Origin of the sequence: Streptomyces sp. NPDC020983, assembly GCF_044333485.1 — a bacterium.
Taxonomy (GTDB): domain Bacteria; phylum Actinomycetota; class Actinomycetes; order Streptomycetales; family Streptomycetaceae; genus Actinacidiphila.
Genome location: NZ_JBIRRA010000007.1, coordinates 105,858 through 130,111, shown reverse-complemented (window position 1 = coordinate 130,111; position 24,254 = coordinate 105,858). Strand labels below are relative to the sequence as shown.

The 24,254-nt window shown below is 70.3% G+C and carries 24 protein-coding genes and 1 pseudogene; 13 read left to right on the top strand and 12 right to left on the bottom strand.

Annotated features, from left to right (window positions below):
* The first annotated feature begins 3 nt into the window (after window positions 1-3).
* From ACH4SE_RS17155 to ACH4SE_RS17140, 4 genes are all read left to right on the top strand, one after another.
* Window positions 4-1,008, top strand: coding sequence for an ABC transporter permease (locus tag ACH4SE_RS17155; RefSeq protein ID WP_398544207.1), 1,005 nt, complete (start codon window positions 4-6; stop codon window positions 1,006-1,008).
* Window positions 1,005-1,973 carry an ABC transporter ATP-binding protein gene (locus ACH4SE_RS17150; RefSeq protein WP_398544206.1) on the top strand — a complete coding sequence of 323 codons (969 nt, stop codon included), beginning with the start codon at window positions 1,005-1,007 and terminating at the stop codon, window positions 1,971-1,973. Before ACH4SE_RS17155 ends, ACH4SE_RS17150 begins: the two co-directional genes overlap by 4 nt.
* Window positions 1,970-2,884 carry an ABC transporter ATP-binding protein gene (locus tag ACH4SE_RS17145; protein ID WP_398544205.1) on the top strand — a complete coding sequence of 305 codons (915 nt, stop codon included), beginning with the start codon at window positions 1,970-1,972 and terminating at the stop codon, window positions 2,882-2,884. The genes ACH4SE_RS17150 and ACH4SE_RS17145 overlap by 4 nt, the downstream gene beginning before the upstream one ends.
* Before the next feature lie 751 nt (window positions 2,885-3,635).
* Window positions 3,636-3,938, top strand: coding sequence for a hypothetical protein (locus ACH4SE_RS17140; RefSeq protein ID WP_398544204.1), 303 nt, complete (start codon window positions 3,636-3,638; stop codon window positions 3,936-3,938).
* Between the two features lie 185 nt (window positions 3,939-4,123).
* Here the strand turns inward: ACH4SE_RS17140 and ACH4SE_RS17135 are convergent, their stop codons facing one another.
* On the bottom strand, window positions 4,124-4,318 hold the full coding sequence (locus ACH4SE_RS17135; RefSeq protein WP_398544203.1) for a hypothetical protein: 195 nt from the start codon (window positions 4,316-4,318) through the stop codon (window positions 4,124-4,126).
* Window positions 4,319-5,083: 765 nt separating this feature from the next.
* Between ACH4SE_RS17135 and ACH4SE_RS17130 the strand changes: the two genes are divergently transcribed.
* From ACH4SE_RS17130 to ACH4SE_RS17115, 4 genes are all read left to right on the top strand, one after another.
* Entirely contained in the window at window positions 5,084-5,449 is a 366-nt protein-coding gene (locus tag ACH4SE_RS17130; RefSeq protein WP_398544202.1) for a carboxymuconolactone decarboxylase family protein, read from the top strand.
* A 72-nt stretch (window positions 5,450-5,521) separates the two neighbouring features.
* Window positions 5,522-5,956, top strand: a complete 435-nt coding sequence (locus tag ACH4SE_RS17125) for a cupin domain-containing protein (protein ID WP_398544201.1) — start codon at window positions 5,522-5,524, stop codon at window positions 5,954-5,956.
* Window positions 5,953-6,810, top strand: a complete 858-nt coding sequence (locus ACH4SE_RS17120) for an aldo/keto reductase (RefSeq protein WP_398544200.1) — start codon at window positions 5,953-5,955, stop codon at window positions 6,808-6,810. Before ACH4SE_RS17125 ends, ACH4SE_RS17120 begins: the two co-directional genes overlap by 4 nt.
* Before the next feature lie 88 nt (window positions 6,811-6,898).
* Complete coding sequence (locus ACH4SE_RS17115) at window positions 6,899-7,075, top strand: hypothetical protein (protein WP_398544199.1); 177 nt, start codon at window positions 6,899-6,901, stop codon at window positions 7,073-7,075.
* Window positions 7,076-7,368: 293 nt separating this feature from the next.
* On the opposite strand, the gene ACH4SE_RS17110 is transcribed toward ACH4SE_RS17115, so the two are convergent.
* A complete protein-coding gene (locus tag ACH4SE_RS17110) occupies window positions 7,369-8,076 on the bottom strand; it encodes a hypothetical protein (RefSeq protein WP_398544198.1) in 708 nt (235 codons plus the stop codon).
* Between the two features lie 223 nt (window positions 8,077-8,299).
* On the opposite strand from ACH4SE_RS17110, the gene ACH4SE_RS17105 reads away from it, so the two are divergent.
* Window positions 8,300-8,518, top strand: a complete 219-nt coding sequence (locus tag ACH4SE_RS17105) for a hypothetical protein (protein ID WP_398544197.1) — start codon at window positions 8,300-8,302, stop codon at window positions 8,516-8,518.
* A 41-nt stretch (window positions 8,519-8,559) separates the two neighbouring features.
* On the opposite strand, the gene ACH4SE_RS17100 is transcribed toward ACH4SE_RS17105, so the two are convergent.
* Window positions 8,560-9,342, bottom strand: a complete 783-nt coding sequence (locus tag ACH4SE_RS17100; protein WP_398544196.1) for a phosphotransferase family protein — start codon at window positions 9,340-9,342, stop codon at window positions 8,560-8,562.
* A gap of 393 nt (window positions 9,343-9,735) precedes the next feature.
* Here ACH4SE_RS17100 and ACH4SE_RS17095 point away from each other — a divergent pair, with 393 nt between their 5' ends.
* Window positions 9,736-9,861: a hypothetical protein gene (locus tag ACH4SE_RS17095; RefSeq protein WP_398544195.1), complete on the top strand. Its 126-nt coding sequence runs from the start codon at window positions 9,736-9,738 to the stop codon at window positions 9,859-9,861.
* Window positions 9,862-10,114: 253 nt separating this feature from the next.
* Here the strand turns inward: ACH4SE_RS17095 and ACH4SE_RS17090 are convergent, their stop codons facing one another.
* The 5 genes from ACH4SE_RS17090 to ACH4SE_RS17070 form a co-directional block, all read right to left on the bottom strand.
* The gene (locus tag ACH4SE_RS17090) at window positions 10,115-10,663 is read right to left on the bottom strand and encodes a GNAT family N-acetyltransferase (protein ID WP_398544194.1); all 549 of its coding nucleotides are present in this window, start codon (window positions 10,661-10,663) and stop codon (window positions 10,115-10,117) included.
* Between the two features lie 389 nt (window positions 10,664-11,052).
* On the bottom strand, window positions 11,053-12,042 hold the full coding sequence (locus tag ACH4SE_RS17085; protein WP_398544193.1) for an ROK family protein: 990 nt from the start codon (window positions 12,040-12,042) through the stop codon (window positions 11,053-11,055).
* A 476-nt stretch (window positions 12,043-12,518) separates the two neighbouring features.
* On the bottom strand, window positions 12,519-12,896 hold the full coding sequence (locus ACH4SE_RS17080; RefSeq protein ID WP_398544549.1) for a VOC family protein: 378 nt from the start codon (window positions 12,894-12,896) through the stop codon (window positions 12,519-12,521).
* A gap of 123 nt (window positions 12,897-13,019) precedes the next feature.
* Window positions 13,020-14,864: a hypothetical protein gene (locus ACH4SE_RS17075; RefSeq protein WP_398544192.1), complete on the bottom strand. Its 1,845-nt coding sequence runs from the start codon at window positions 14,862-14,864 to the stop codon at window positions 13,020-13,022.
* 358 nt (window positions 14,865-15,222) lie between these two features.
* Entirely contained in the window at window positions 15,223-15,504 is a 282-nt protein-coding gene (locus ACH4SE_RS17070) for a hypothetical protein (protein ID WP_398544191.1), read from the bottom strand.
* Window positions 15,505-16,218: 714 nt separating this feature from the next.
* Between ACH4SE_RS17070 and ACH4SE_RS17065 the strand changes: the two genes are divergently transcribed.
* Window positions 16,219-16,569 carry a peptidoglycan-binding protein gene (locus ACH4SE_RS17065; RefSeq protein WP_398544190.1) on the top strand — a complete coding sequence of 117 codons (351 nt, stop codon included), beginning with the start codon at window positions 16,219-16,221 and terminating at the stop codon, window positions 16,567-16,569.
* A 155-nt stretch (window positions 16,570-16,724) separates the two neighbouring features.
* Here ACH4SE_RS17065 and ACH4SE_RS17060 read toward each other — a convergent pair.
* Window positions 16,725-16,940: pseudogene (locus ACH4SE_RS17060) on the bottom strand (TetR/AcrR family transcriptional regulator); the annotation flags it as partial.
* A 217-nt stretch (window positions 16,941-17,157) separates the two neighbouring features.
* Window positions 17,158-19,206 carry a cellulose binding domain-containing protein gene (locus ACH4SE_RS17055; protein ID WP_398544189.1) on the bottom strand — a complete coding sequence of 683 codons (2,049 nt, stop codon included), beginning with the start codon at window positions 19,204-19,206 and terminating at the stop codon, window positions 17,158-17,160.
* A 65-nt stretch (window positions 19,207-19,271) separates the two neighbouring features.
* On the opposite strand from ACH4SE_RS17055, the gene ACH4SE_RS17050 reads away from it, so the two are divergent.
* A complete protein-coding gene (locus ACH4SE_RS17050) occupies window positions 19,272-19,430 on the top strand; it encodes a hypothetical protein (RefSeq protein ID WP_398544188.1) in 159 nt (52 codons plus the stop codon).
* 59 nt (window positions 19,431-19,489) lie between these two features.
* Here the strand turns inward: ACH4SE_RS17050 and ACH4SE_RS17045 are convergent, their stop codons facing one another.
* Together ACH4SE_RS17045 and ACH4SE_RS17040 are read right to left on the bottom strand one after the other, a co-directional pair.
* Window positions 19,490-20,905, bottom strand: coding sequence for a non-reducing end alpha-L-arabinofuranosidase family hydrolase (locus ACH4SE_RS17045; RefSeq protein WP_398544187.1), 1,416 nt, complete (start codon window positions 20,903-20,905; stop codon window positions 19,490-19,492).
* A gap of 681 nt (window positions 20,906-21,586) precedes the next feature.
* Entirely contained in the window at window positions 21,587-22,642 is a 1,056-nt protein-coding gene (locus ACH4SE_RS17040; protein ID WP_398544186.1) for a LacI family DNA-binding transcriptional regulator, read from the bottom strand.
* Between the two features lie 409 nt (window positions 22,643-23,051).
* Here ACH4SE_RS17040 and ACH4SE_RS17035 point away from each other — a divergent pair, with 409 nt between their 5' ends.
* Window positions 23,052-24,104 carry a pectinesterase family protein gene (locus ACH4SE_RS17035; RefSeq protein ID WP_398544185.1) on the top strand — a complete coding sequence of 351 codons (1,053 nt, stop codon included), beginning with the start codon at window positions 23,052-23,054 and terminating at the stop codon, window positions 24,102-24,104.
* Window positions 24,105-24,254 lie beyond the last annotated feature (150 nt).

Below are 24,254 nucleotides of genomic sequence, written 5' to 3'. Positions count from 1 at the left end.
ACCGTGACGAGTGTCATTCCCCCATCCAACGGCCTGGAGGACCTGCCGCCCGGTGCCGAGCCCGGTGTCGCGCCCTCCCCCGCGTCCACCCGGCGCACCGGTTGGCGCGCCATCCTGCCGGCCTGGTCACCGAAGCTGGCCGTCGGTCTCGGTCTGGTGGTCGCCATCGCGCTGTTCGGTCTCGTCGGACCGCTGTTCGCCGGTGATCCCGACACCATCCGCAACATGGGCCTCACCGCACCGAGCGGTGACCACTGGCTGGGCACCACGCAGACCGGCCAGGACGTGCTCGCCCAGCTGACCCATGCCACCCGGGGCTCGCTGCAGATCGGTCTCCTCGTCGGCGTCATGGCCACGGCCATGTCCGCCGTGGTCGGCGTGATCGGCGGATACGTCGGCGGCATCGTCGACGAGGTGTTCTCCCTGTTCTCCAACGTCATGCTCGTCATCCCCGGCCTGCCTCTGGTGATCGTCATCTCGGGGTTCGTCCCCGCGGACCAGCGCGGATCGTGGACCATCGCCCTGGTGCTGGCCCTCACCGGCTGGGCCGCGGCGGCGCGTGTGCTCCGGGCCCAGACCCTCTCCGTGCGCAACCGCGACTACGTGGCGGCGGCCAGGGTCGTCGGCGAGAAGCGCTGGCGGGTGATCTGCGTGGAGATCCTGCCCAACCTGCTGCCCGTGCTGGCCTCGCAGTTCGTCTTCTCGGTGATCGCCGCCATCCTCAGCGAGGCGGGCCTGTCCTTCCTGGGCCTGGGCGCCTCCAACTCCTCCACGCTGGGCACGATGCTGTACTTCGCACAGAACGGCTTCGCGCTCCAGCGTGAGGCGTGGTGGTGGTTCGTACCGCCCGGCCTGATCATCGCCGCCTTCGGATGCGGGCTCGCCCTCATCAACCTCAGTCTCGACGAGATCATCAACCCGCGGCTGCGCCGGCCCGTCCGTCAGCGGACTGCCCGGGCCACGTCCGGGAGCAGCCGAAAGCACACCGTCAGGAGTACCGCCGCATGAGCCACGATCGGTCGCCGAACGCTGCCCCGGCAGCCGGAGACGTCGCACAGGACGCGGTGCTGACGGTGCGGGACCTGAATGTCGTCTACGGGGGCGCCCCGCCCGTGCACGCCGTCAAAGACGTCTCGCTGACCCTGCACCGGGGCGAGATCCTCGGCCTGGCGGGCGAGTCCGGCTGCGGCAAGAGCACCCTCGCCTATGCCGTCAACCGCCTCCACGAGTGGCCTGCGGAAGTCACCTCCGGCTCGGTCACCTTCCACGACCGCGACGGACAGGACCTGGACCTGCTCACCCTGCGCCCCGAGCAGATGCGCAGGTTCCGCTGGTCGAAGCTGTCCATGGTGTTCCAGGGGGCAATGAACGCCCTCAACCCGGTCACCTCCGTGCGGGCGCAACTGGAGGACGTGCTCACCACACACCGCCCCGGCATGTCCAAGCAGGAGCGCAGGGCCCGCTGTGCCGAAGTGCTGGAACTCGTCGGTGTCGAGCCCCGCCGCATGAGCTCCTATCCGCACGAACTGTCCGGTGGCATGCGGCAGCGCGTCATGATCGCCATGGCGCTGCTGCTCGACCCACAGGCCATGATCATGGACGAGCCCACCACCGCCCTCGACGTGCTGGTGCAGCGCGGCATCCTGCGTGAGATCCTCCGCCTGCGCGACGAACTCGGCTTCGCCGTCGTCTTCATCACCCACGACCTGCCACTGCTGCTCGAACTGAGCGACCGTATCGCCGTGATGCTGCGCGGCCGGATCGTCGAGTACGACAGCGCCGAGACGATCTACCGGCAGCCGCGCCATCCGTACACACGCCGGCTCCTGGAATCCTTCCCGAGCCTCACGGGGGAGCGCGGAGCGTTCCTGCGTGACGGTGTGCCGGCCGGCCCGGACACCGTGCCACCCGCGCCGACCGGGCACGGCACGGCCGACCGCAACCAGGTTCGCTCCAACGGGGGTACCCGATGACCACGCTCGAAGTACGCGATCTCGTCAAGGAGTTCACCCTCAGGTCCGGACTGCGCAATGCCCGGCTGCGGGCCGTCCACCGGGTCGGCTTCACCCTGGTGCCCGGTCGCACGGTCGCCCTGGTGGGGGCGTCCGGATCGGGCAAGTCCACCATCGCCCGCATGATCGCCCGCCTGGAGAAGCCCACGTCCGGCACCATCGCCGCCCTCGGCCCGGACGGGACGCGGATCGGGGACCGCCACTACCGGGATCACGTCCAGATGGTCTTCCAGGACCCCTTCTCCTCCCTCAACCCCTTCCACAGCACCGAGCACCACCTGGCCCGTGCCCTGGTGCTCCACGGGCGGGCGAAGGGACGCGAACAGGTCCGCGAGAAGGTGGCGCAACTCCTTGAGCGGGTGAACCTTCCCGCCGACCTCATGGACCGGCGCCCGCATGAGCTCTCCGGCGGCCAGCGCCAGCGCGTCGCCATCGCCCGCGCCCTCGCGCCCGGCGCACAGGTGATCGTCGCCGACGAGCCCGTCTCCATGCTGGACGTCTCCAGCCGGCTCGGCGTCCTCAACCTCCTGGCCCGGCTGCAGCGGGAAGACGACCTCGCGGTGCTCTACATCACCCACGACCTGGCCACGGCGCGGCACTTCTCCGACAGCATCATGGTGATGAACCGCGGGCGGATCGTCGAGCGTGGACCGGCCGACGAGGTCATCCTCAACCCGCAACACCCCTACACCCAGGCCCTGGCCGCTGCCGCCCCCAACCCCGAACTTCGCGACCGGCTGCGCTCGGCGGAGCCCGAGGCGAAGGCGGCCTCCGACCGCGATCACCTCACCTACGACCACGACACCGAGCGATGGGTGGACATCGACGCCGAAGCGGAGGCCGACACCGCCGGAGCGGCCGCGGCAGCGTAGGTCACCGAGGCGACGGTGCCGGGCAGTTGCGTGCCGGTGAGCACCGTGACGTGTTCCGGGCCTCCAGCGGCCAGGCTGGTGCCCTCCTCACCGAGACCGGTACCGACCCCCGCTCGGCTCGGGCGCCGAGCGCGACGCGGTCTGTTTTGGTGTCCTCGCGGCGCTACGACACCGGCCGAGTCATGCCAAACGATGCGTCCGCACTGCGGAGGCGCACCCCCTCCGGAGGACTGCACGTGCGGGACCGGGGCCACCGGCAGGCAGCGCTGGCTGTCCTCCGTCGGCTCGACCCCGGGCAAGGCTCTGGCCTGGCAGGTCGACATCCGCGCGCCCGGCGGCTCCATCATCGCCCCCGGCGCGACAACCGAAGCCGGCACTCACACCCCGGTCGGCGCAATCCGTGAACCGGCGCCGCTGCCGCTACGGCTCGCCCAGGAGCTCGACCGCACCGGGCGCATTCCGACTGCGGCCATCCCCGCCCCATGCCCGGTGGCCGCAGGCTGTGCCGACCGCCGGTGGCCGTCGCAACGTGCCCGTCCTCGGACACCGTTCTCGCCTCCGTCGCGGCCTGCGGCGACGTCACGGAGGGCGCGGGATTCTCCGACGGCGGCCTCCCAAACCCCTGGCAGTCAGCCGCGCGCCATGAGATCGTCCGCAGGTGACCGACGCTGCTGGTGGGGCAATAATCTCGAGACGGCCGGACGACCGCGCTGCGTCCGCCCTGCGCTTCGCGACGGAACTCGTCGCGTGGGTGACCACCCCCTGGGCCCTGGCCGGCCACTCATGGCTGCTTGCCGCCCTGTCCGTGGTGGCCCTGATCGGCCTTCCGACGTTGTTCTCCACCCCGGGGGACAAGGCCAACGTGATCATCGCGGTGCCGGGCTGGGCCACGATCCTGCTGGTGCTGCTCCAGCTCGCCGCGGCCGTGGTCTCCTCGTGGCTGGCCTGGCCCGCTTGGGCGGCGGGCCCCGTGACCCTGCTGGCCGCCGCCACCCTCGTCACTGAGCGTCGACGCTGGCGGTGGCTGGTCTCCGCGGACCGACCTGCGCGCTGAAGCGCTCACCCGCCCACTGGCGCGCGCAGTCACAGCCAGGTATACCGGCTCTCCCGGGCGGCTCGTTCAGAAGCTGAGTCGATGTGATCCACGCGGGTGCCTACCACCTTCAGTCCCTCAGGGTGTGCACCCCGGAATTCCGGGAGTATGCGTGGCCGAGGGCCTTGGCAACCAGCTCCTGCACCTCATCTTCGGTCGCGCTCCCGCTCGTGGGCGGCGAGGGTCCGGCCGGCGTCGTCGGCCGCGCCCTTGGGCACCGGCCGGGTGAACTGCTCCCGCTCCGCGGCCTCCAGGCCGTCGTGGAACCGGCCCCGCACCGGCACCGGCGGGAGAGCGGGGCGGGGTACGGGCAGGGCGCTGTCGTCGTGATCGCCCGTCATATCCGGACGGTCCGGCGGCCCGCCTGGGGACAGTCGCCGGTGACGGCGAACCCGGTCGGGGGTGGGTGCGCCCGTTGGCGGCATGAGGCCGCCGGTGAAGGTGCGGCCTGGGTCGCGGGCCGGCGCACCGGGCGCCAGGCTTTCCGGACCGCGCGGCAAATCTGCGGTCCCGATCTGACGCTGCGGGTCGTTGCCGTACGTCCTCCCGGGCACCGCGGCACCCCGGCCTCCGACGCGGAAAGCCGGGCTGCTCGCATCCTCGCCTGCTGAGCAGCCGCCACCAGAAAGCGGCGGGCCGGGGTACGTCAGCCCGCGCCACCCATTCGGTGTCTGATAGGAGCCGATTAGCGGATGCAGTACGCATATCGACATGTATGCGGGCGATTGTCTGCAAAGATCGCCGAACAGGGCCCCGCCCCTCGGAATGCGACCCGTTCCCCGAAGGGAGACCACGTGTGGACAGGGCTCGGGATCACCGAGACGCACACACACCCGAAGGTGGCGTTCGCTCTCGAGGCGCAGCGCACATGCGTCACGCCTCCTTCGCCGAGACCGCGTGCCAGGAGGGCTTCGACGATCTCGCCGAGTGGTTCGAGACCATGACGAGAGCCAAGAAGACGGACGCCGGCCGTTCGAAAAGGCCCTGTCGGACCCGTAGGGGAACGCACCCGTCCGACGGGCCGAGCGATACCGCATAAGAATCACTACTCTGAGTGAGATTCATGGTGCCGCCCCGGCACCGCCCGGAGCGCCGGCCGTCGACAATTGCCCGGCGAACCGGTCCACCCGTTCGATCAGGAGTCATCCCTCGCGCCGAAGCAGTCCGCGCCCCAGGAGCTTGCCGCAATCGCGCCGAAGCTGGTCGAGGTCACCGACGAGGTCCTGTTCCAGGACGTGTGGGAGCGGCCCGGACTGTCGCCGCGGGACCGCAGCCTGGTCACCGTGAGTGTGCTGGCCGCCCTCTACCGCAGCGAGCAGCTGCCCTACCACCTGGGCGTGGCCCTGGAGAACGGGCTCACGGTGGAGGAGCTGTCCGAGGCGATCACGCATCTGGCGTTCTACGCCGGATGGCCCAACGCGATGACTGCGATCACGCAGCTGAAGAAGATCGCCGACGAGCACTCCGCCTGATCACCGGCGCTACCAGTACAACGACGTCCCGCACGGTGAGCGGGGCGTGTGGAGTTCAACGGAGAGAACGAGATGGCTGACAACGCATTTGATCAGATCTTCCCCCTCGGGGAGAAGAACGACGCCTTCGCGCAGTACTTCACCGGCCAGAGCTACCTGGCCCCGCTGGCCTCGGGGAGCGTTCCCGTCAGCAACGTCTCCTTCGAGCCGGGCTGCCGCAACAACTGGCACATCCACCACGGCACCGGCGGGGGCGGCGACCAGGTCCTGCTGTGCACGGCGGGCAGCGGCTGGTACCAGGCCGAGGGCGAGGAGCCCGTGAGCATGGAGCCGGGAACGGTGGTCCGCGTCCCGGCGGGCACGAAGCACTGGCACGGCGCGAAGGCCGACTCCTGGTTCTCGCACGTCGCCTTCATCACGCCGGGCGAGAACGTCAGCAACGAATGGCTGGAGCCCGTCACCGACGAGGTGTACGGCACGCTGCCGAAGAACGGAGCGCACGCATGACCGTCCTGAACGAGACCTACACGCTGGCAGGCGGCGTCGAGATCCCCCGGCTGGGACTCGGCACCTGGTTCATCGACGACGACAAGGCGGCCGACGCGGTCCGCGCAGCCGTGTCGATCGGCTACCGCAACATCGACACCGCCCAGGCCTACGGCAACGAGCGCGGCGTCGGCGAGGGCGTCCGCACCTGCGGGGTGCCGCGCGACGAGCTGTTCGTCTCGACCAAGCTCGCCGCCGAGATCAAGGACTACGACCAGGCGCTCGCCGCGATCGACGGCTCCCTCGCCGCACTGGGCCTGGATCGCGTCGACCTGATGCTCATCCACAGCCCGCAGCCGTGGGACGACTTTCGCGGCGGCGACTACGCCCAGGGCAACCGCGAGGCGTGGCGGGCCCTGGAGGACGCCCACCGGGCCGGCAAGGTCCGGTCCATCGGGGTGTCCAACTTCCAGCAGCACGACCTGGACAACATCCTTGAGGGCGGGAGCGTCGTCCCGCACGTGAACCAGTTGCTCGTACACGCCGGCAACACCCCCTCCGACCTGCTGGCCTACTGCGAGAGCAAGCAGATCCTCGTCGAGGCGTACTCGCCGATCGCCCACGGGGCCATCCTGAAGAACGTCGAAGTCCAGGCGATGGCACAGAAATACGGCGTGTCCGTCCCCCAGCTGTGCATCCGGTACACCCTGCAACTGGGCACGGTGTCCCTGCCCAAGACGGCGAACCCCGAGCACATGCGCTCCAACGCCGAGGTCGACTTCGACATCTCCGACGACGACATGAACGTCCTGCGGGACCTGCGCGATGTGGACTACGGCGAGCACAGCGCCTTCCCCGTCTACAGCGGCAAGTGACCCCGGACGGCCGCCTTCTCGCGCCGGCACGCGCCGGCCACGTCGCAACAGCCGGGTTACGCCGCGCCATCACCACCGGGCTGAGCCCGTGAACCCTCGCCGATACGAGGACCTGCGCTCTTTCGCCGGTCGGCTCCGGCTCGGCCGTGGCGGTCATGGGCGGGCCGTGCTGGCCCGGCTGCGCAACGCTGAGGCGCAGTGGCAGTTGGAACGGGAGATCCTGCGTCGGGCGAGCCAGTACGTCGCCCGGGAGATGAGGGCATGACCGGCCGCTGGAAGTTCATCTCCGCCCATCGCGCCGACTTCGGCGTGCAGCGGACATGCCCGGTCCGCCAGGTCCGGCGCTCGGGCTCCTTCCGGTGGACGGCCGGCTCGCCGGATGTGGCGGCGTGCCGTAGGGCAGCCCCCATGCCCCAGGCGGCTCAGAGATCGTTGACGGGACAGCCCTTCGGCTCATGACAAAGGACGACGGCCAGCTCCGTCCCGGCCCAGCAGGAGGAGGGGGCCGGCTGGATGCAGCCCTGGTCGCTCGGCCCGTTCCCGAACTGCGGTCGTCGCTCAGGCTCCGCTCTCCTGCGCGGGGGCTGTGCGGACCTTCGGATGCCGCATGTCCGCCGGCACGAGGTCACCCGCGATCCCGGCATTGGGAGACGGGAGGTCAAGTTCGCCGATCGTGGCCACGTAGCGATGCCAACCAGTTCCGGTTTGGTACCTGGCCAGCCAGACCTTGGTCGTTCCCGTCAGCCGATCGCCCTCACGCGTGGCTCGACCCCTGAACCAGACGTCGGAAATGCCCTCAGGCAGGACGAGGTCACCAACGGCCTCTCTCGGCTCACCCTCGCATGAATCGGACAAACGATAGAAATAGTGCTGCACGTCGTGACCGCGCCCAAAGAGGAAAAGGTGACGTTCATCCGCCGGCTGGGCGCGGAGCTTCTCGATGTTCTCTTGAGCCCACTCTGCGGCGAGTAGCTCCGCGCACACGTTGGCGAGCTCGTTCAGGCGAAGCGGGATCGACCCGCTCTCTTCTTGCGGTTTACCGGTCCTCTTCGCACGAGCCCATGCGCGCATCAGATCTGCGGCTGGCGGTGAGGTGACCTCGACGATGCCTTTCCACTCGCCGTCAGTGCTCAGCCAGGCACCGTCCGGCATCTTGGGACCGCCGTCGGCATCCGCAAGCCTGATGTCGACGCCCAGGATCTGCTCCATGGCGAGAAACGCGATCTCTTCTTCGCGCCGTGCCTTCGCGTCCGCGCTGTTACTCACGCTCCGAATTCCATCACGCCACGACGGCACCGATGCGAGCGGCCGCATGACGGGCTGCGTTCGATGATCGTCCGCCTCGGCTGCAGAGTTCCTCTGAGAGCGGGTCCGAGATCTGCCGTATCGGCCGTCCGGTGGCTCGTTGGGCTGGATGCGAGTGCTGCGGGGGCGGCTGATCGGGTTGGCATGGCCTTCAACGAGGCCTTGCCCTTCCGCCGGTCGCGCCGTGGTCCACCGGCTGCTCACCGCCGGTCACGGCCTGGACGTCGTCGTCGGAGTCGCCGGGGCCGGGAAGGTCGTGGAAGGAGCGATCGCGCTGCTGCACTGGTTCCGCCGCCTGCGCATCCGCGGGGAGATCCGCGACGACATCCGCCACGCGTTCCTCACTCTCGGCTGCGGCGGAATCTGCTGGCGACGACTGCGCACCGCACTCTGTCGAGAGTAAAGGGCGGGCGACGCGCCCCAGGTGATGGCCTGCTCGATGCGTCAGAACGCATTCGTAGCGGTCGGGCCCTCACAGCCTGGCATCCGGGATCTCAGCACGTCGACCTCGCAGCCCGGCGCGAACGGGTCGAAGCCGTGCTCGACCAGCCAGCGAACCGCCAGCAGGCTTCGCAACGACCACCACGCGTGGATCACGTCGATGTCGATGTCGGTGCCGTAGCCGGCGATGACGTCGTCGAGGTGCTCCTCGTGTCCGAGCGTGAAGGTGGCGAGGTCGTACAGGGGGTCGCCCTGGCCCGCCTCGGACCAGTCGATGATGCCCGTGATCTCGTCGCCGTCGACGAAGACGTGCGCGATCTGCAGGTCGCCGTGTGTGAACGCGGGAGTCCACGGCCGGAGCGCGGCCCCGGCGACCTGGCGGTTGCAGGCGACCAGGTCAGCGGGCAGGACGCCGTTCGTCACGAGCAACTCGCACTCGTCGTCGAGTTCTGCCGCCAGGGCGACGATGCTCCGCCCGGCCCGGCCGGGCCGGGGCGGCAGCGGGGCGTCGTGCAGCTTCCGGATGGCGGCGCCCGCCGCGGCCCACGCCGCCGGAGACCCGGTCGACGGCCCGCCGAGGCGCCCGAGCGTCGTCCCCGGGAGTGCCGCGATCGCGAGCACGGGCGGCTTGCGCCACAGGACTTCCGGGGTCGGGACCGGCGCGAGGGACATCGCCTCGACCTCGACGTCGATACGCGCCTGATCGGCGTCCACCTTCAGGAACACGTCGCCGACACGCAGGGTCGCGCGCTCGGAATGGGCGACGACCACTGTGACCTCATCCATGGGCGCCCAGTATCCCGGGGGTGATCCCCGACGTCGCCGGGTTTGTCGCGCGCGACCGCGGCTCTCCGGCAAACCCTGGCCGCCAATCCCTGCACTCCGCCCGAGGCCCTCCGGGAACTGAGTGCGGGAACGGCCCCCGGCGCCCCGCACGCAAGCCGGCGAATGGGCGGCGGACATGGCGGCCGCGAGGCGGCTCCGCGCCCGCGAAGGCCACCTGTACCCGGCCAGGGAAGGCCGTCGAAGTCGTGGACGGAGTCGGACGCAAAATCGGGATGTTCATCGGCAACGCCCGGCGCAGGGCCGACAAGCTCGGCCCCGAGTGGCGCCAGGAGCTGACCCGGTTGGGCATGCCGGACCCGGTTCGGGCACGGCGACCACGGGCAACGGGCGGACATGGCGGATGGCCGCCAAGACGGTGGAGCGATCCGCCTTGAGGAACTCGGCGGGCACCACGTGCGGCAACTGGTGGCGCAGATGGAGCAGGGTGACCAGCAGCCGATCGGGGAAGACCGGCTGTGACCTTCGGCCGGCACCCTCCGCCCGCCGGCGTTCCCTGTGCCAGGCCTCGCGGAGCACAGACTGCCGCGTGGCCTCGCACGGCCTGGTGAGCTCGGCGTGCAACTCGCCGAGACGTGCGCGGAGATAGCGGACAGGGCAGGACGGGAACAGGCCGCACGGGCCCAGGCCGGCTTCACAACTAGCCCGACCCGTAAGGCCCTTCCCGTGTCACGTCCCGACCGGGCTGATCACCGTGCCCACCGAGGCCGCGAAGCTACCCGGCCTGAATAGCGTCTGCCGGGACCTCGAAGACGATCGTGAATCCGTCCCGCTCGTTGCCCTGCTCTCCGACGCGCGTGAAACCGAAGCCGTCGATGGAGGCCAGGGAGGCGGTGTTCTCGGATCCGATCCTGGCCCGCACGGTCCTGACGCCGGGTTCGGCGGCCGCCCTGGCGAGCAGCGCCCTCAGCATGGCGCGGGCGTAGCCCTGGCGACGGTACCCGGGCACGACGGTGTAACCGATCTCGACCATGCCGGCCTCGTCCGGCGGCCCGTGGAACCCGGCGTCGCCGACGACGGCGCCGTCCGGCTCGGACACCGCGGCCCGCGTGATCCAGGGCGCGGCAGAGGGGTCCTTGGCGAGCTGGTCGGCGCGGTAGCCGAAGATCCAGCGGGCTCGGTCACAGACGAAGTGTTCGTCAAGGGCGACCCCGGCCTCGGCGCTGCCGCCGGCGAGGTCACCATCGGCAAGCGCCCGCAGTGCCTTTGCGCTGAGCTCGACGAAGCGCACGCGTTTGGGGAGGTGGAGAGGTTCGTTGTTCATCGCGGAGATGCTTGCCCAGCGCCGGAGAGCTGTCCACCGCTTTACGGCTTCGGCGGACATGAGGCCCTCCCGGTCGGGCCGTGCCGTGAGAGGGACCGTGAGGACGCCGCGATGTCTCCAGGCGGCACCGTCCGGGGACGATCCCCCGGCGTGAAGCGGGGGATCGTCCCCGACCGCACCTCCCTGACGCGCCTGGTCGGCGCCGTCCGAGGCCCGGCGGAGCGGCAGGGGGCTGTCCAAGCGAAAGGTGCGGGCCGGAATCAGCCCGGCCGGGGTGGGCGTGCTGGAAGCGGCCCCGCAGCGGGCGAGTGGTCGGCGCAGGGCCGCATGAGGGATGCGGACCACGCGGCCGTGTGCTTGCGCGGGCAGGCGGTGAGGTGTCTGCCGGATCAGAGCCTTCCCAGCGGGAACTTCCCGGACGAGAGGGCGGCGTCGACGGTAGCCGGATGGAGGATGTGGTCGCGGACGAGATAGGCGGCACCGGCCACGCCCGCCCGGGACTTGTACCGCGTCGGGACGATCTGCAACTGCCGGGTGGCGAGCGGCAGGGCACGCTGGTAGATGACCTCGCGCACTCCCGCCATCAGGTGGTCGCCGATGGTGCTGAGCGCGCCGCCGAGGACGATGATGTCCGGATTGAGCAGGCTGGTGGCGTAGGCGACCGCTTCCCCGAGGACCCGGCCGGCGGTTCTGACGGCTCCCACCGCGGCACTGTCACCGCGCCTCACCTGGTCGATGACGTCTCGGGCACCGTGCCCGACGCCTTCCTGTCCGCCCCACAGGTCGCGCGCCAGCGCCCAGCCGCCGATGAGAGATTCGAGGCAGCCCCGGTTGCCGCAGCGGCACTGCGGGTCGCCGAACCCGCTGATGCGCGCGTGGCCGATGTCGCCGGCGGCTCCCTGGGCGCCGCGGTTGACCTGGCCTCCGATCACCATGCCGCTGCCGACGCCGGTGCCGGCCTTGATGTAGAGCAGGTGCTGCTGGTCGTGCCAGTAGCGCCGGTGTTCGGCGAGGGTGAGCAGGTTGACGTCGTTGTCGATGAGGATCGGCACCTGCCAGGTACGGCGCAGGTGCCCGCGGATGTCGTAGCCGTCCCAGCCGGACATGATCGACCAGCCGAGCACCCGCCCCGCCTCGTAGTCCACCGGGGCGGGCAGCCCGAAGCCGATGCCGGCGACGGGTTTGGCGGCGAGTCCGGCCTGCTCGATCATGCCGAGCGCGCTCGCGGTGATCTTGTCGAGCAGGACGTCCGGGCCCTCGCTGAGAGCCAGCGGTTCGACGCGTTCGGCGAGGATGCGCGCGTCGAGGTCGGTGACGGCCATGCGGGCGCGCTCCTCGCCGATGTCCACGGCGATGATCAGCCCCGCCTGGTGGTCCAAGGACCCGGGACAGGTCTGGCGAGCCTGGGACGTGCTTCACGGTGAGGTGACGAACGCGGTCCCGGCTCGCGTCGGAAGAGTCGTCCAGGTCACCGTCCTCCAGCCGGGCGTGACGCCGGTGACGGCCGTGTCCCCGGTGGGACTCGCCCGGCGGCAGAGGCTCGGACACCTCCTGCGCCGGCAGGTGCGCGGGACGCGTGGCGCGGCCATCCGCACGTGCCGGCGCCCCTGCGTCACGGGCGATGTCGGCACGCGCGGCAGGGGACGCCGCTGAACCGGCCGGGCCGCCCGCCGCGCTGATGACCCGTTGCCGCCCCGGCCCGGGGCTTGCCGAGGGCTGGGTCAGGGGTGCGGGGCCCGGACCGCGGTTCGATCGCGCGGGATCACCGTGTCGATGCCGGTGAGGTCCAGGACCCGGAAGCCGGGCTGTCCGGCGCCAGCCGGTGCGCGCCTGCCGCCGGCAGCGGTGCCCACGGTCAGTGCCGGACGAGACAGAACGGGTGCCCCGCCGGATCCGCGAAGACGCGCCAACTCCGCTGTCCGTCACCCGCGTCCAGCAGTGCGGCGCCCCGCTCGAGGACGTCTTCCTGAACCTGTTCCAGGTCCTCGACCTCCAGGTCGAGGTGGAACTGCTGAGGGTGCGCGGAGTCCGGCCACCGCGGCGGCCGATAGTCGTCCACCCGCTGGAAGGCCAGCACGAACCCGCCGTCGGTGTGGAGTGTGGCCCAGCCCTCCCCCAGCGTCCACCGCGGATCCGGCTGGTTCACCACGCCGCCGAGGAGCGACTGGTAGAACCGGGACAGCGCCACGACATCGGGACAGTCCAACACCACGCACTGCAGCTTGGCGATCATGCAGGGCAGCGTCTCACGGCACCCGATCACGATCCACCAGCTGGAACTCACTGCGCGAGCGCAAGCTCCCCCTGGCATCCCCGTCCGGACCCGGAAATGACCGGAGAGACAGAAGCCGGCTCGTCAGGGCGACAGCGGTGCACCCGGTTGGGACCATGACGAGGTGTCAAGCACGGGGATCGGCGTCGGCTTCGTTGCGTTGAAGCGTATGAAGCCGACCAGGGGCGGCGCGGAACTCAAAGCGCAGGTCTGGCTGAAACTCGCGTTGAGCTGCGAGAGGAACGCGCCGTCGCGCGAGGCTACCTGGTAGATCGTGACCGTGCTGTAGGCGTTCCCACCGCAGCCCCCGCCCGGCCCGCTCACCTCGATGCCGCCGACGTCGGTGACCGCGTCCGGGGCGCTGGTGACGTACGTGCCGGGAGCGAGCTGCTTGCCCTCCGGCGCCATGAGCCGAAGGCTCCACCCCTGCCCGGGATTGATCAGGACCAGGCCGAGGCTCCCCTCGACGGTGACCTTCGAGCCGGTGATGTCGGTCTTCTGCCCGCGGCCGACGGCGTCCCCGGGGGCGCTGTCGACGCGGAACTCGTCGGAGTGCTTCGATGCGGTACCGGAGGTCGCGGGCGGGGTCGCCGGGTCGCGGAGGCCCGCCGGCAGCGTGGGGACCGGGGTCGGCGCTGTCGCGTGGAAGCGGATGTATCCGACCAGCGGCGGCGTGCTCGGCGTCCCACAGCTCTGGCTGAACGTCGCGTTCAACGCCGTGATCGCGCCGTTCGCGTCAGCGGAGACCTGATAGACCGTGAAGGTGCCGTAGACGCTGCCGTCGCAGCTGCCGGACTCCTCCTTCACCGACAGTTCCGGCGCCGAGCCGGAATTGTCGCGCAGGGTACCGACGTAGGTTCCCGGGGCGAGGTGCTCGCCCCTCTTCGGTGCGAGGTCCACCGTCCACCCCGCGGCTCTGACCTCGACCCTGTCGAGGCGTCCCGTGACGACGACGCCGTCTCCCGTGACGTCGGCGTGGCGCCTCTGGCCGACGCCGTCGACCGGAAAGCTGTTCGTGTAGAACTCGTCGGCGTTCGCCGAGGTCGTCACCTCGTGCTCGGGGGCCGTGATCGGCAGGGCCGTCGACGGCAGGCCCGGCATCGGGGCCGGCCCGGTGTCGCCGAATCTGACGTACCCGACCAGGGGCGCGGACCGGGGGGTGCACCGCTGGGTGAAGTTCGCGTTCAGCAGGCCGACGGTTCCCTGCGGGGTGAAGCCGATCTGGTAGATCGTGAACGTGCCCCGGGCGCTTCCGCAGTGGTGCCCGGAGCCGGACACGGAGATGTACGGGGCCGCCCCGCGCGTGCTTTCGAGGGCATCACGGTACGTACCGCACCCCAGCGTGCCGCCGCGCGCGGCGCCCAGTTCGACGGTCCACTCGGCGGTACCGGCCCGTACCCCGGACGGCGTGGCGGACACGGTGAACGCCCCCGGCCCGAGCGCCTGCACCGTGCGCCCCCCGTCGATTTCGTTGCCGGGAGCGGCGCTGAAGCCGAACGCGTTGGTCAACGCGAGGGCCGCGTCCGTGCTCGCGGGCCCGGTTGTGTGCGGGCACGATGCGGGCATGGACAGGGTGACGGTCGGCTGGGGCGACGGGGACGCCGGCGTTGGGGAGGCGGAGGCGAGCGGTACGGGCGCCGGGCGGAGCGCGCTGCCCGCCAGGACGGTCACGCCGAAGAACCCGGCGTAGGCGATGACGTTGACGCAGAGCAGGGAGACGACCTTGGTCCCCGCCTTCCCGGGGCGCCGGGCCAGTATCGAGCAGAGCATCGCGGACCCGCCACCGATGCCGCCGCCGATCACCCCGGCGAGGACGGCGCCGACGAAGCCGCCGCCGAACCTGCCACCGAACTGCGAGCCTGCCGTCGGCACCAGTGCCCACGGCACCAGCACGAACACCGCCTGCCACCAGGGCAGTCCGTGCACCATCGCGGAGATGCTTCCCTTGCGGGATGTCGCCCGCCCGTCCCGCCCCGTGCCCTGCATATCCGCGCGCCCCGTATCCGATCCCACGCATGCGGCGGCACGACGGAGCACAGGGTCCGAGCACCGAGGTCCAGCGCTGCCACCGAACATGCGAACGAAGGGTCAGGATCCTACCGAACCCCGCGGTGCGGTCGTCACGCCTCGGCCGGCTGAGCCGCGGCAACCGGCCCGCCGTCCCGGGTACATGGCGGGCATCGGCTGACGGAGACGGTCCGTCAGGGCGTGAGCGCGCCGGTCGGATCGAGGCCGCCAGGCCTTGTCGCCGCCGAGGTGTGGGCGGGTGCAACCCGCCGGACCGACATCAGGGCGCGCCGGCTGTCCCGTCCTCGGACGGCGGGTCCTGGCCGTACTCGGCAGCAGCGGGGCGGCGGAGGCCGGGGAACTCCCGCAGCAGCGACATCCGGTGCCCGCTCTCCTGGGGCCAGATCTCCCGCAGGACCAGGGCGAGGGATTGGGCGGCCAGGGGTATGGAGCCGGGCACCGCGGCCAGGAGCAGGCCCCACCAGGGGGCGCCGGCGAAGTACAGGCCGGTGGGCGGGGACGCGAGGAGCGCGCCGGCACCCAGGATCGGGAGTCGGGACACGGGAACGGCAGCACACCGCGGGGCCGGACGTGTGCTGCTCCTCCGTTCAGGGGGCGGTCCGCGTGCGCACCCCTCCCCCGGCCCGGGGAGTCCCAAGTGGAGCCGAATCGAGTTCGGCACTCTGGTGCGGGTCCCATTGTAGGGATCCGCACCGGGCCCTGTACCCGAAACGGCATCGAACGCGGGGGGCGCGGCTTCACCCCTTCACGACCGGCCGGGATTGAGGGGCAGGGGTGACATGGCGGGCCCGACCGCCCGCGCGGCGGTAGGGGTGGGACGGCCCGGGCGCCGGTGATCTGTCGGTCGCCCGCGACGGCTGCGCCGCCACCCGCATGTGCCCGTCGTATTCGGTGCGCCGCCACCCGCATGTGCCCGTCGCAATCGGCACCTGCCCATCAGATATTGCATGAGGATCGTTTTCGGTCAGCCCCGCGCACCGCGTTTCGTGACGCGTTCCTCCGCACTACGGGTGTAGATCACGGATCCGGATCCTCCGAGGTCATGCCGGGCAGTGCGGCGTACTCAGGAGTAAGGGGCGAAATTCCCGGCGCTCTGGTGGATCATCCGTCCCCGCGAATTCCCTTGCACCTGCAAACTCGGATTATTTCTTCCTACACGCACCGTAGTCGACCAGAACATGGCTGTCCGCGCGTACCGCGCGGGTGATCGACTTGCCCACGGCCCATGAGGGCCCCACACGGAGGAGTTCACCCAATGAAGAAGCAGATCGCGGCCGCGTTCGCCACCGCCGGTCTCGCGCTGTCGATCGGCGTGGTCGCGGCGCCCAGCGCCTCGGCCCAGTCGTCGTGGCTCTGCAGCTACACCGACAGCGAGCCCATGGTCGCCTACGGCAACGCGGGGGCGGCCGTTCAGCAGGTCCAGTGCGAGCTGCGCTGGACCGTGAGCGGCAGCAACCTGACCCGCGACGGCATCTTCGGCAGCGCGACGAAGGCCGACGTGATGAAGTTCCAGAGCTGTGCGGGCCTGACGGCCGACGGCGTCGTGGGCCCCAACACCTGGGCCGCCCTGGACTACTGGGTCTGGCAGGACAACTACATCTGCTGAGCGCGGCCTGAAGCGACGTCACGCACACCGCGGAAAGTCGTCGGTCGCCCGTGACCGGCGCCTCCTCGCCCTCAGTAGCTGTGCCTGAGGCAGATATACGGGTCGTCCCCGCGCCGGCGGGGGTCGTCGCCACGTTGCGACCCCCGCTGGGGGCGAGCGCGCCGCCAGTCGTGCCGGGACAGGCCCGTGGCGCGCTCGGCCCGCAGGTGCGCGGTCTCGCGCCTGATCGCGCCGGTGAAGTGGGCGCCGACAGGCTCCACCGCGCGCATGGCGGTGTCGATGTCGGTGAGGCTGTCCAGGGCGGCCAGCGTGGCCTCGCCCGGGGCGAGGGCGTTCGGGCCCAGGGCCGGGCGGCCGCCGAGGAGGTCGGCCGGCCGGGCCGGAGAGTGGCGTGTCGACCGGCTCGTGCGCCGGCCGCGGGACTCGGAAGACCTCCTCGACATCGTCGGGTACGTCCGGCCGCCCGCGGTCGGCGCCACCGGCGGCCGGACGAACCTGGTCAACGACGGCGACTGCCGCGTGCCCGCGCGATGTCCGTGGTGGCGCTCAAGTCCTCCGAGGTCTCATCCCGGCGATCCGCGCCTCACCTCAGGACAGGTAGGTGGTGGTGCAGACGGTGCCGTTGAGCGTGAACGCGGCGGGCGGCGGGTTGGCGCCGGTCTGGTTGCCGACGAATCCGAAGCTGACGGTGTTGCCGCTGTTCGGGGCGAGGTCGGTGGTGTAGGTGGAGGGGGTGACGATCACGTTCTGTCCGCTCTCGGTGTAGGTGGCGTTCCATGTACTGCCGGAGACGGTCTCGGTGGCCGTGGGGAAGCTGAAGGCGAGTGTCCAGCCGTTGATCGGGGTGGGGCCGGTGTTGGTGACGGAGATGTTGGCGACGAAGCCGCTCTCCCAGTCGGTGCTCACGTCGTAGCTCACGGCGCAGGTGCTGTTCTGGGGTGTGCCGGTGATGAAGGTCACGGGTTCGGAGGGCGCACTGAGATAGCCGCGCTGGCTTCTGGCCAGCACGTTGAGCGTGTAGGCGGTGCCGGGCCGCAGGTTGTGCGCGGTGAACGAGGTCGAGGCGGACTCGCCGAGCAGCACGCTGTTGGTGCCGTTCTGCTGGTAGACCTCGTAGCGGGTCACGTCGCCGCCGGTGGACGGCCGCCAGGAGATGGTGGCGCCGTCCGGGCCGACGGAGGTGACGGTCGGGCTGCCGGGCGCGGTCAGGGTGCGGTCGACCGGGTTGTCCGGCGACGGGGTGAGCTTGACGGTGACGATCGAGTACGGGGGGACGACCTGGGTGCCGGCCGTGCCCTTCTGCGTACTGGTGATCGAGGTGGCTTCGTCTGCGTAGGTGTAGACGGTCGGGGTGGCGCTGTCGGGTGTCCAGCCTCCGTAGTCCAGGTTGACGGTGTAGGCGGCCTGCGGGTCCTGGTTGACCAGTTCGACGCTCAGGTCGCCGTTCGCGTTGCGGGCGGCGTGCACGGAGAGCAGGGGGTTGCTGGAGGAGGAGTTGACCAGCGTGTCGCCGGGCTGGGCGACGTGGCTGAGCATCTGCAGCCCGTAGTAGGAGGGAAAGGGCGTGTTCCACGGCGGTTCGCAGGACGCCCCGCTGGAGAGCAGGCCTCCGTCGCCGTAGTCCGTGGCGCCGTCGGGGGCGGTGGTGATGTTGCTGCAGTCCGTGCCGTTGCGCGTGTCCCAGTAGTCCACGGTAAAGGCGCCGTTCTCCAGGGCGGTGAAGAACATGTCGGTGTCGAACAGGGCCCCGACCTGCGTGTCGGACTGGAAGTTCGACTGGGCCTCGGTCACCGCGACACCGATGTTCGGGCCGTTCGTCCCGGCGTACCGGTTGATCTGCTGGCGCAGCTGCGCGAGTTCCGCGGGGAGCAGTTTCGTCTGCTGCAGGATGTCGGCGGCGGTGGTGTGATTCGGGTAGTAGTGCACGCTTGCGAAGTCGACGTAGGGGCCGACGACGGGCAGCACCGTCCGGTTCCAGTCCTTGCTGTCTCCGGAGGCGACGACGCCGTCGGGCCAGCTGTCCGGCAGGGTGAGCACGACTCCGATCTTGATCGTGGGGTCGACGGCCTTCATCGCCTTCGCGTACTGCACCACGTTCGCCGCGTAGGTGGCCGGGCTTTTGTCAGCGTGCTGATCGAGCTCCCAGTCGGCACCGTAGTAGCCGTTGCCGTAGACCTCGTTGCCGATCTCCCAGTACTGGTCGTGGTACCCCTTGGTGACGTTGGCGTAGCGCACCCAGTCGGCTGCTTCGTCCGCGGAGCCGGAACCGTAGTTCGCGATCAGGATCGCCTGCGCGCCGACGGACCCGACGGTACCCATGAACGAGTCGAAGTCCGTTCCGGGCGCGACGTACCCGCCGCCCGTGACCGTGTTGGTCTGCCAGTGGTAGCCGTCGCCGTAGGAGCCGCCCGGGTAGCGCATCATGCCGACGTTCGCCCCGCGCAGTACGCTCGCGGCCTCCGGCACGTTCATGCTGCCGTCCCACACGGCCTGATTCGCGCCGTACGCGGTGGAAGAGACCGTCCCGAGTCCCTCGTTGGCGTTGACCGTGACGTCGACGGTCGCGCTCGCCGCGTGGGCCGCCGTGCTCTGGGCCGCGGGGGGTGCGGCGATCGTCAGGACGGCTGCCGCGCTCACCGCGAGCCTGCGCAGTCTCCTGCTCCTGCGCAGAACGGGCACATTGGGACGGAATCTGCTTTCTGATGGCATTCGGGCCTCCAGGTCGACAGAGCGGCACCGGATCGGACGAGCAGGTAGGGGAGCACTTCCCCGTGCGGATGGGCCCCGTCGACGCGACGAGTTGCGCCGAATTCGTCGACGGGGCCGAGGAGGAGGTGGCCGCGAAGTCGCCCGCGCCGTGAATTGCTCGTCCACGTGTAAGCGGACCGCACCACCTCGCGATCACCGAAGACCGGGCGGGTCAGTGCTGCAGGGTGAGCACGCCCGGCCGCCACGGCAGCAGGTTGTAGGAGGTGCCGTCCGAAGCAGGGTTCCTGCCCTGGTAGAGGAACTGCAGGTTGCAGGGGTCGATGGTCATGGTCTGGTCGGGGTTGTTGCGGACCAGGTCACCGTGGCTGATGTCGTTGGTCCAGGTGGCACCGCTGTTGACCTTGCCCGCGAAGGGGTTGCTCTCGGAGGCGGCCTGCGGGGTCCACGAACCGCTCAGACTGGAGGCGGTGAAGGAGCGGAAGTACCGCCCGTTCGCTCCCATGGCCTCCACGATCATGAGGTACTGGCTCTGCCCCTGGACCTTGTACACCTGCACCGCCTCGAACAGGTTGGCCGTCGTGTCGCTCATCACCGTGGTGTACGAGGAGCCGAAGCTGCCGGGGAAGTTCCCGATCGGCATGCTGGCCCGGTAGATGCTGCCGTTGTCGCCGGCGAAGAACAGGTACATGTTCTGGCCGTCGGCGATCAGCGTCTGGTCGATGGGGGCGGAGTTGGGGATGCTCCCGGTGAACAGCGCCTGCGGCGCGGACCAGCTGTTGGGGTTGGTGGGGTCGCTGGAGGTTCGGTAGAAGAACGGCCACTGCCCCCACTGGGACGCCAGCACCCAGATGTTCCTGGGCGCGAAGTAGAAGAGCGTGGGCGCCACCGTGCCCTGGTTCATTCCGGTCTGGCCGGCCGACGCCATGTCCGACCAGTTCGTGAAGGGCGCGAAGCCCATCGAGCCGTATGACCCGGACTGGTTGACGGTCGAGCCGTAGACCAGGTGCTTGCCGTTGTAGACGACGCTCGAGAAGTCCTTCAGCGACACCCAGCCGTTCGCCGGCTGCGCCAGCGCACCCGTGGACGTCCAGTGGTACGCGGAGGGAAGAGAACAGGTGCCGCCCGTCCCGGACAGGCCGGTCCACTGCTGGTTGGTACGGCCGTTGCAGGTCCAGATCTCCACCGGGCTGCCGTTGACCGTGGCGCCGCCCGTGACGTCCAGGCACAGTCCGGACTCCACGGCGACGACCGTGCCGTCGGGGTTCACCCGCCACTGCTGGTTCGCACCACCGTTGCAGGTCCAGATCTCCACCTTCGTACCGGCGGCGGTGGCGTGACCCGGGACGTCCAGGCACTTGCCTCCGTACACGGTCAGCTGGTTGCTGTCCGTCAGCGTCCACTGCTGGTTGGTCCCGCCCGAGCAGTCGTAGATCTGCAGGTACGTCCCGTCGGTCTGGCCGGAATTCGGCACATCGAGACACCGGCCGGAACCGACACCGCGCAGGGCACCGCTGGTGGCTGCCTGAGCTGGAGCGGCGACGAGCATCGCCGCCACCGCGACCAGGGCCGCCACCACGGCCGTGAGCACCGCGGACAACCGCCTGCGGCGGATTCGTCCTCTTCGCATGGGAAACTCCTCATTCCTGACTGATCCCGAGCAAGCCGTTACGGACCGGTTCCGGCCAAGGGCCGGAACCTCGACGGCGATCACACCGGTGACCACCGCGAAGGCAGGGGACAGGACGCTCCGTGGAAAGCCAGGACATGGAAGATCAATCTCCTCGCGTGGGGGGCAAGGCGGCAATCGCGCCTTGGAGAGGAACTGGGCCGTGCTGGGTCCGACCGTCGGCCGACGGCCCTCGCGCTTCCTCGTAAGGGAGACAGGGAGGAAAGTTTCTCGCGATGTGTCCGACACATAAACTGCATCAGGCGGCAGAAGCCGTCAAGACCGCAGAGCCCGAACGCGCGCACCGGCAACCCAGTTGTCCGGAAGTGCACGATGCGGCGCCGCGACCACCGCCCGAGTACCGCCCGGCACCGCTCGGATCACGGGGTACAGCGCCGCTTGCGGAACGCGTGCCAGATCCGGGGGCGTTCTTGACGTTCCGTGCCAAAGAGGACCTCGGGCGCACCCACCGGCCGCTTTCGGTTTCCGAAAGACGGAGCGAAACGTATCGCACGAGCTGAAGGCCGGCTGACGCTTCGGTGGGCACGGGCTCCCACGCGGCAGTACGCCGGCAGGAACCGGCCGGAGCGGGGAAGGAGCCGGGGCGGCACGGCCGGCGGATGCGCGGACCGGCCCGCAGGGTCAGATCGCCTTCGGTTCCTCTGCCGGCGGAGCCGTGCTCTCACGGACGGTCAGCGACGTGGCGATCTCCAGACCGGTCCGAGTGGGCCGCTCGCCCCGGCCGAGCGCCAACGCCAGCTCCGTGGCGGCCTCCGCCATCTCCGTGAGCGGTTGGTGAACGCTCGTGAGCGGCGGATCCACCCAGGACACGATCGGCAGGTCGTCGAAGCCGACCACGCTCAGATCGGCCGGAACGGCCAGGCCCAACTCGCGTGCCGCCTGGTAGACGCCCAGAGCCTGCAGGTCGTTGGCGGTGAAGATCGCAGTGGGTCTGTCGGGGATCCTCAGCAGCTGGTGTGCGGCCTGGCAGCCGCCCTCCCGGGTGAGCGCCGCGTGAACGACCAGGCCGTGGTCGACGGGAAGTGCCGCCGCCGCCAGCGCGGAGACGTAGCCCGCCTGCCGCGCCTGGAAGCAGGACTGCTGCGCAGGCCCTCCGATCATGGCGATCCGCCGGTGACCGAGGTCGATCAGGTGCCGCGCGGCCGATCGCCCGCCCCGCCAGTTGGTGGCGCTGACGTACGGCACACCGTCGGGGAGTTCCTCCGTGGGATCGAAGACCACGAAGGGGATTCCCCTCTCGGCGAGCTGGGCCCGCTCGTCGTCGGAAAGCTGGGCCACGGAGAGCACGCTGTGCGGCCGCCGGTCGACCATGTCGTCCATGGTCCGGTCGTGCAGGCCGAACTCGGAGACCATCACTCCGACCCGGTTCCTGCCCGCGGTCCGTTCGACCCCCCGGATGATCTCCACCGCCCACATGCTCTCGAGCTCGCGGAAGATCAGCTCGACCACGTTGTTGCGGCTTGCGGGGGGCCTTTTGTAGCCGTATCTGTTGATCAGGTCCTCGACCCGCGCGCGGGTGTCACTGGACACCCCGGACCTGCCGTTGAGCACTTTCGAGACGGTCGGGATCGACACTCCGGCCGACTTGGCGATGTAGGCGATGGTGACCGGGCCCCTGGGCTCGTCGGGCAGATCCTGCTCGTCCTCCGGAGACCCTCCAGCCCTGCTGTCCGCCACAGTCGCCTTTCCCTGGTCGCGCAGACTGTCGGGACGAGCGGTTCTCGCAGCCCGCCGCAGCCTGGAGCCGTCATTGTGGCACGCCGCTCCGAGAACGGTCATGCAGGCCGCAGCCCGGCAGCAGGCCCCCCGCCGGGCGCCCGGCGGGGGGCCGGGACAGCTGCGCGACGTCCCGGGGCAACGGCGGTGAACGTCCGGCTCCCCACCCCTGTGCCGGTGCGCCCCAGCGCCCGGCGGACGGGTGCCTCGGATCCACGGTGAAGCGCTTCGATTGCCCGCTCCCGACGTCTTGCCGACCCCGGGACTGTGGCCTAAGTTCTGGGCTGCAAGCGCTTCACGCGTGCCGCGTTGTTAGCGCTAACGTTTGACGATCCGCTTCCTCACCCCCCACATCCGAGGACGGTCTCCCATGTTCTCCCCATCCTCAAAAGCGGTCGGGACCGCGGCCCTGGCATGTCTGCTCTCCCTCGCCGGCCCGGCCCTCCTCCCCACCCCCGCGCACGCCGCCGGCGTGACGCTCACCGTCGCCCACAGCGGCGCGCAGTTCTCCAGCATCCAGTCGGCGATCAACGCCGTGCCGGACAACTCCCCCACCGCGTACACCATCTCCGTGGCCGCCGGGACCTACGACGAATACCTCACCGTGCCGGCCACGAAACTCCACCTGACCATGACCGGCGCCACGGGGAATCCGGCCGACGTGCACATCGACGGCGCCCGCTACAACGGGCTGGCCAAGCCCGGCGGCGGCACGTACGGCACCGAGGGCTCGGCCACCGTGCATGTGAAGGCCAACGGCTTCACCGCCGAGCACCTCACCTTCCGCAACCTCTTCAGCCGACTCGCCAATCCCTCGGTGACGGGCACCCAGGCAGTGGCGCTCGCCATGGAGGGCGACCGGCAGACGTACCTGGACTGCATCTTCTACGGCCACCAGGACACCTTGCTGTCCTGGAACTCCACCCCCACCACGAACCTGCGGCAGTACGTCTACGGCGGCGAGGTGGAGGGGGACGTCGACTTCATCTTCGGCAACGGAACCCTGGTCGTGGACCGCTCCCACATCAAGGTGCTCGACGACGACGGCTTCACCAGCGGCTACCTCGCGGCCCCGGCCACCTACAGCGGCAACCCGCACGGCATCCTCCTCACCGGCGACAACGTGACCAGCACCTTCGCCGCCGGTCGCCTCTACCTGGGCCGTGCGTGGAAGCCCTCGGCGGGCATGGACCCGCAGATGGTGGTCCGCGAGACGACGCTGCCCGCGGCGATCAGGACGGACGGCCCGTGGACCGGTATCTCCGGCGCCACGTGGACCCAGGGCCGGTACGGCGAATACGCGAACACGGGCCCTGGCGCGACCGTGAACTCGGCACGCCCCCAGCTCTCCGCCGCGAACGCCGCCTCCTTCACCGCAGCCGCCTATCTGGCCGGCGGCGACAACTGGGACCCGGTGCGGTAGCGGGCCCGAGAACCCCGCGAGCCTGCCCGCACGTGCGTGCCCCCAGCCGTTCCGATGACGTACGCCTCCGGACGAAAGGTCCCCCCACCGTGAGACACGATCCGCTTCCCCCTGCCCTCCTGCACGGCTCCCGCCCCGCGAGAGACGGCG